Source organism: Bacillus paralicheniformis, assembly GCF_001042485.2.
GTDB lineage: Bacteria > Bacillota > Bacilli > Bacillales > Bacillaceae > Bacillus > Bacillus paralicheniformis.
Genome location: NZ_LBMN02000011.1, coordinates 161,272 through 167,271 on the forward strand (window position 1 = coordinate 161,272; position 6,000 = coordinate 167,271).

Annotated in this window: 9 protein-coding genes and 1 pseudogene; 1 reads left to right on the top strand and 9 read right to left on the bottom strand. The window is 45.3% G+C overall.

Annotated features, from left to right (window positions below):
• Positions 1–548: 548 nt before the first annotated feature.
• The 4 genes and pseudogenes from ACH97_RS09055 to ACH97_RS09070 all read right to left on the bottom strand — a co-directional run.
• Positions 549–773 (bottom strand): annotated as a pseudogene (locus tag ACH97_RS09055) (7-cyano-7-deazaguanine reductase); the annotation flags it as partial.
• Between the two features lie 57 nt (positions 774–830).
• Positions 831–1,976 (bottom strand): site-specific integrase, encoded by a 1,146-nt coding sequence (locus ACH97_RS09060; RefSeq protein ID WP_048350807.1) that lies wholly within the window; start codon positions 1,974–1,976, stop codon positions 831–833.
• Positions 1,977–2,056: 80 nt separating this feature from the next.
• The gene (locus ACH97_RS09065) at positions 2,057–2,386 is read right to left on the bottom strand and encodes a YolD-like family protein (protein WP_048350808.1); all 330 of its coding nucleotides are present in this window, start codon (positions 2,384–2,386) and stop codon (positions 2,057–2,059) included.
• A 107-nt stretch (positions 2,387–2,493) separates the two neighbouring features.
• Positions 2,494–3,264, bottom strand: coding sequence for a helix-turn-helix domain-containing protein (locus ACH97_RS09070; RefSeq protein WP_057957829.1), 771 nt, complete (start codon positions 3,262–3,264; stop codon positions 2,494–2,496).
• 136 nt (positions 3,265–3,400) lie between these two features.
• Here ACH97_RS09070 and ACH97_RS22815 point away from each other — a divergent pair, with 136 nt between their 5' ends.
• Positions 3,401–3,622, top strand: coding sequence for a helix-turn-helix domain-containing protein (locus ACH97_RS22815; RefSeq protein ID WP_241494246.1), 222 nt, complete (start codon positions 3,401–3,403; stop codon positions 3,620–3,622).
• Between the two features lie 55 nt (positions 3,623–3,677).
• Here ACH97_RS22815 and ACH97_RS09075 read toward each other — a convergent pair whose 3' ends face one another.
• From ACH97_RS09075 to ACH97_RS24440, 5 genes are all read right to left on the bottom strand, one after another.
• A complete protein-coding gene (locus tag ACH97_RS09075; RefSeq protein ID WP_048350779.1) occupies positions 3,678–4,226 on the bottom strand; it encodes a hypothetical protein in 549 nt (182 codons plus the stop codon).
• 90 nt (positions 4,227–4,316) lie between these two features.
• Entirely contained in the window at positions 4,317–4,547 is a 231-nt protein-coding gene (locus ACH97_RS09080) for a phage holin (RefSeq protein WP_048350778.1), read from the bottom strand.
• Positions 4,548–4,567: 20 nt separating this feature from the next.
• Positions 4,568–5,548 (bottom strand): N-acetylmuramoyl-L-alanine amidase, encoded by a 981-nt coding sequence (locus tag ACH97_RS09085; RefSeq protein WP_048350777.1) that lies wholly within the window; start codon positions 5,546–5,548, stop codon positions 4,568–4,570.
• Between the two features lie 66 nt (positions 5,549–5,614).
• Positions 5,615–5,878, bottom strand: coding sequence for a hemolysin XhlA family protein (locus ACH97_RS09090; protein ID WP_048350776.1), 264 nt, complete (start codon positions 5,876–5,878; stop codon positions 5,615–5,617).
• A gap of 3 nt (positions 5,879–5,881) precedes the next feature.
• Entirely contained in the window at positions 5,882–5,998 is a 117-nt protein-coding gene (locus ACH97_RS24440) for an XkdX family protein (RefSeq protein ID WP_241494236.1), read from the bottom strand.
• Positions 5,999–6,000 lie beyond the last annotated feature (2 nt).

The following is a 6,000-nucleotide window of genomic DNA, read 5'->3' on the forward strand; positions in this document are numbered from 1 at the left end:
ACCATTCCGACTCAGTGCCAACCTTCCTTTACAAATACTTCAACGCTCCTCCCGTCTATAACGATCGATTGCTTCTTTCGTAAGCTCTCCAACATCTTCACGTTACATATTTGTGTGTAAACGTCAGAATGAGACATGCTCTTGACACTATGTTTTAATCGCCGCTCTTCGTCTCTCCTGTATATACCTCCCATCCCCTCCTCAAAGTCAGAATAACTAAATTTTTATGTTTAAAGAAAAAAACAGAAAACATCTTTTTAACAGGAGGACAAAGCTATATTTTTTCACGAATTAATGAACAAACAAGACTAAAAACAGATAAATACCGAACGCTAGAGCATTCGCAGTTAACGACGAACTGACAAGCGGAGACGTTAACGAGGCGAGTGACGACGAAGTTTCCTCCTCTTTACCCTTCAATTAACAATTCGAATCGTATTTCATATACCCGGACTAGCATTCGACCAATACGCTGTAATTGTTCGTGGAAATTTCGAACAAAAAAGACGCGTAACAATACGCGTCTCGGTCACACAGCGATGCACCTCTTACCGATTATCAATCGTCTCCGGATACAGATCATGATTCATCATCCGATACTCGGCCATTTTTTCATACTTTGTACCGGGCTTGCCGTAGTTTGTGTACGGGTCGATCGAGATTCCGCCTCTCGGGGTGAATTTGCCCCAGACTTCGATGTAGCGCGGATCCATCAGCTCAATTAAATCGTTCATGATGATGTTCATGCAGTCTTCGTGATGGAATCCGTTGTTAAAATCTCGTCATATCAACGCTCTCACATCCGGTCACACAAAACGGTCACACTGCGGTCACACTTTCGCGACTAAATCGTCCAATTTTCCGACTAATTCCGCCTGCATCGAAGGCAAAACATGACTGTACGTTCCGAGCGTCGTTTTGATATGTGCGTGGCCTAAACGCTCCTGAACAATCTTCGGACTGATTCCGATACTGATTAAATACGTCGCGTGAGTATGTCGCAAATTCTTCGGAGGGATTTTCGGGAGCTCAAGCTGCGCAATTAACCGAGTAAATGCCCGTCGATAGTTATTCGGATGTACCCACTTACCGTGCTTCGTACACACTACGAGATCATAGTCGATGTAGTCCTCGCCGAGAATTTCTTTTTCGCGCTGGACCATTTTCTTGTGTTCGATTAAGTATTCGATAAAGAATTTCGGTAAATGGACGGTCCTGAAGCCCGCCGCAGTTTTGACCTCGGGAACTAATCCGTAATTACCTTCGTCGTCTATCTTAGCGAGAGTTTGTCGAATTGTTAAATAACCCTTTTCGAAGTCTATATCGGACCACCGCAATCCGAGAACCTCCCCCATTCGCATGCCTGTAATAACGGATAATACCATTCCGATAAAGTAACGAGTTAGTGACACGATACGGTTGCGAGCATCCAAAAACGCTTGTACATTCGACTCGTTCCATACTTTAGAAATGCGATTTTCGGGAGGAAGGTTTACATCGTCAAGGATGGCGAGGTCGAACGCTCCTTTTCGGGAAGCTTTCTTTAAGACTTCGGCGACAACACCGAAAGCTGTCCGGATGGTTGCCGGAGCAAGTTTCCGTTCATTGTGAAGTCGATTAATATAATGCTGCAAGACTTCCTCAGTGATGTCTTTAATTTTAAACGTTCCTAGATATGGAAGTATGTTGTAATCAAGCTGCTCGCGGTAATTGACGATTGTACTTGATCGAAGTCTAACCTTTTTCGATTCAAACCATTTTTCAGCGAAGGTACTAAACACGCTTTTATTAGGGTTATGAGAATTTTTTTCCTTATCCACCTCTATTATGACCTGCTTTAAAACCTCTTTCGCCTCTCGTAGACTCGACATTCCTTGCCTTCTTTTTTGAATTCTAGCACCAGTTATCGGGTGAACCCCGCCAGAATATACAAAATAATATTTTCCGGTTTTCTCGTCTTTCTTAATCACTGTCATTATCCTCACTCCAATTGAGCGAAAGATTAATGCTAGTTGTGATGTCCTCTATTATATCACTATGACCCCTTTTTAGGGAGTCACACGTCCTCCACTGCAACCCAAACGATCTCCTTAAACGGAATGTCAACGCCGTCAATCCGCAAGGTTCCGCCGATTGGGTCAACGGTTTCGATTACTCCGCACACCATTTCCGTCGTCCAATTCCGCCAGTAACGGATCTCGCAATCCTGGCCGGTCCTGTAAGCGTATTGTATTTTCGATTCAAAGTCCGACCACTGCTCCGGATCAATCGACGGCTTCCGCTCATATGCGTGATCGATTTCGGATTTAAGTTTCCGGATACTCGCGATATGCTCCGGCAAGAATATCGACGTCCACTTCATCGTTCCTCTATCGCGTAATGTCATACGATCGTCCTCCTTCGGTACTATTCGGTTGTCATGACGAAAGTATAACACGAACACACGTTCTTATCAATTGATTTTTCGTTTATCACATTTTGTGATAATCAAATCTATTCCGCTTCAAGGAACGTTTCAAACTCCGCCAATAGTCCACGATTTTCACGGGCTTTTACCGTCCATGCGGCTTGTCGGAAGCTAGCGTATAGGTAGTCGTCAAAGCGTCTAATTTTCTGCTGTTTTCGTTTCAGAATCGCTGCATGCCACGCTTCAACGAATGACTGCGGATGTTCTTCGAGTACTAGCGCCGGATCTACGCTTGCCTTAGCCCGCAGTAAGATTCCGTAGTATTTATAAATTTCGTCTGCGTCGAAGTAGCGCGCCATTGCGGAGTAGATTTCGTTTGGTAACGCGTTTTTAAGACCGCAGGCCGGCACCGTATCTATTACGTGATTTTTTGAAAGATTAATAGAATGCGATGGTTCATTCGTAATTTTAGGCGCTTCATCCGTTGGCTCCTTAGGCTTTTCGGCATCCCCACGCGTGGTCATTGTCGACTGGTCAACCGGAAGAATGACGATGATATTGGCGCCGTGTCCGCCGTTTATTTTCCGTGTTGTCGCGACCTTTTGGATGATCGAAAGTGATGCGAGTTTGTTGACGGCACGACGCGCAGTCTTGACGGACTTACCGATTATGTCCGCGAGTGTTTCCGCTTTGAGATGCGCTGCGCCGGCGAACTTGACCGCATAGCGAGCGATCGTCTTCAGCGTCAGCCGGTCCGTGTCGTTTAATTCGTATGTATTGCGTTTGATATGTTCGTAGACAGCAGCGTTGAGTTCGGCCGTCGAAGCGAACGTTTGGTGTTCCGCTAGATAATGCACATTTATTGCCCCTTTACGTAATATCGTAACGTTATTTTATATTACGAAATTACGTAATGTCAACATATTTTTCTTTACCATATTACGAAATTGCTGTATACTATACTAAACTAATTAATAATGCTGATATAGTGAGGTGTGCGGATTGCTTTATGTTAAAACTGATCGAATAGATGAAATATTGAAAGAGCGAGGGTGGTCGAGAAGTAAATTAGCTCAAGAGGCAAATGTGAGGCCTGCAAGTGTGAGTGAATTGTGCAGCAACAGCCGTTCGACTATAAATCGTTTGACTCTGTTCAAAATCATGAAGACACTAAACATCACAAATGTGTCTGACATATTAGAAATCCGAGAATGAGGTTACGAGGAAACAAAAAACACCCCCTCCTTAAACGGACGGGGCTTTGTCTTACCTATTCAAGCTTTAGTTTACGATTAAACTGTACAAGTCCTTCACCAGAAACCGCCGATCTGCGAACTAGATCAAGCTGCAAATCAACTGTTTTGATGTCTTCGGCCGCAATATCTTTTATTCTCCAATAAGACACGGAAGTATAATTTGTATTGCGACCCTCCATGGCGAGATTGTCACTCTCGTGAAAATAAATTATATCTGATGATCCGACCGTTTCGCTGGAATTGATTTTTAAAGAATATACAGCCGGGGAAGCGATATATGTGTCGTCTGAATTATTTATAAAAGACGACTTAATTCCTATAGCATCCTTCGTCACGAAAAGCTCTTCTAGTTTTATTTCAATCCCATCAACGGATGCTTGATAATCAATCGGATATGTATCTTTTTCTTTTGGCTCTTCTTTTTGTAATTCAGCAACATCATTGTCTACAGTTGTTATATCCTCATCTGAGGCTTCTACACTAACCTTTTTACCGCCAGCTTGGCATGCCGATAATATAAAAAGAACACTCACTAAACACCCCACAAATAGCTTATACTTCATTTTTATACCCCCCTCTATTAAACTTGATTATACTTTGAAAGCAGGCACCTACGCAATAATACGCAGGCGCCCGCCAAAAAGTTCCGTTGCCTATTCGCCTTTTGTCCGCGCTTTCTTCGTCACGTCGTTATTTTTCCAGTACGCCCACAGCGAAGTAACGCCCATGAACACGAGCGAAATAAATTGCTGCACGCCTTCCTCATCGACCGGAATCGGACTGTGCCCCGTCATCGTAAGCGTCTGGTTAACTAGTGCCAGCGCAAGTAGTACGAACCGGGCGACTGTGCCCGCGGTAATATTTTCGATTGTCTTTACGTTCATAATATCGTCTCCCTTTTCGATTAGTTTACGGAATAGCCGGCTTTTTTCAGCGCAGCAGCGAGTTTAGCTTTCGTATTAGGTCCGTAAATTCCGTCCTGGCTCAATCCATACATCGACTGGAACCGTTTGACTGCGTTCGCCGTTTTCGGACCGTAATAGCCGTCGATTCCGTTGTTCTTTGCGCCTTTGTCCGGGTAGAAGTAAACGGCAGCAAGCGCGGTCTGAACTTGAGTTACCTTCGTCCCTTTCGTCAGTGGGCTCGTTACTTTAAGGACTCCGCCCGGCAGTGTGAACGTCTTTTTAGAAGATCCGGATTGTTTCGGGGCCGCAGCCGGTTTAGACGTCCCTGTAAGCTTCAGCACCTGACCAACGAAAATTTTATTCGGATCCTTGATGTTGTTCCAGCTCTGAAGATTCGCCACGCTTACTCCATTCGCTTTAGCAATAGCGGAAAGTGTGTCGCCTTTCTTAACGGTATAAGTCGTGCCGGATGGTTTAGACGCTTGACCGCCGAGAGCTTTCAATTCCGCAGCGATAGCCGCTTTCACCGCTTCCCAACGTCCCTCATCGAGTACACGGTGCGGGCAGTATTTTCCGCTCCAATCCTGGTGTTTCTTAACGCGATCAACGCCCCAACCGCGCTCTTTTAAAAGCTGAGCGATGAATTTAATCGCAAGTTTTTCGGCCGCTTTATACTTAGCGCCGCCTGACTTCGAATAGCAAACCTCGACACCGATAGACGAACGGTTGCCCGGTCCGTTTCCGTCTCCGCAATGCCAGGCGTTCCGGTTAGTCGGAATCCCCTGAACGACCTCTTTATCGTCGACTGCGAAATGGTAGCTCGTTGAACTGCCGTTCCGGTTCATGTACGCAATCTCATTCGCTGCTGGAGCGTCGTTCGCCGTATTGTGGAACGTGATATACTTTGCGTTCATTGAATACGGACACTTGAGCGAATGTTTGCTTGACGCGACTAGATTTTTTCGGACTGAAATCGTCATTTAATCGTCTCCCTTTTCGTTAATTTTGCGCATATAAATAGCCCGCCGGACTCTCACCGAACGGGCTCATAAAAATAGCGCAATCCCCGAGATCGCCAACCCGACGACCGTGAGAATTACGCCCCATAACCATTTCGTATTTGCTTTCATGTCGGAGATATCCGCTTGGCTTTCTTTGGCGAGTACCAACGCTTCATCCGCCTTTTCATGCGCTCGATCTGCCGTATGTTTTACTTCGTTGAAATAGTCGACCTTCGTATCGATTCGTACTAACCATTCGCGAATGTCGGCTATTTTATCGTTCATTTCGTTGTTCGATGATTCGCCCAATGACTACGCCTCCTGTTCGCTATTAGTTACGTTCTCGTCTTCGCTTGGCGGCGAATCAGGATCGTAAGGATCTCCGGTAATTTCCTCGTATTGTTCCGGCGTAATCCGTCCGGCAGCCACAA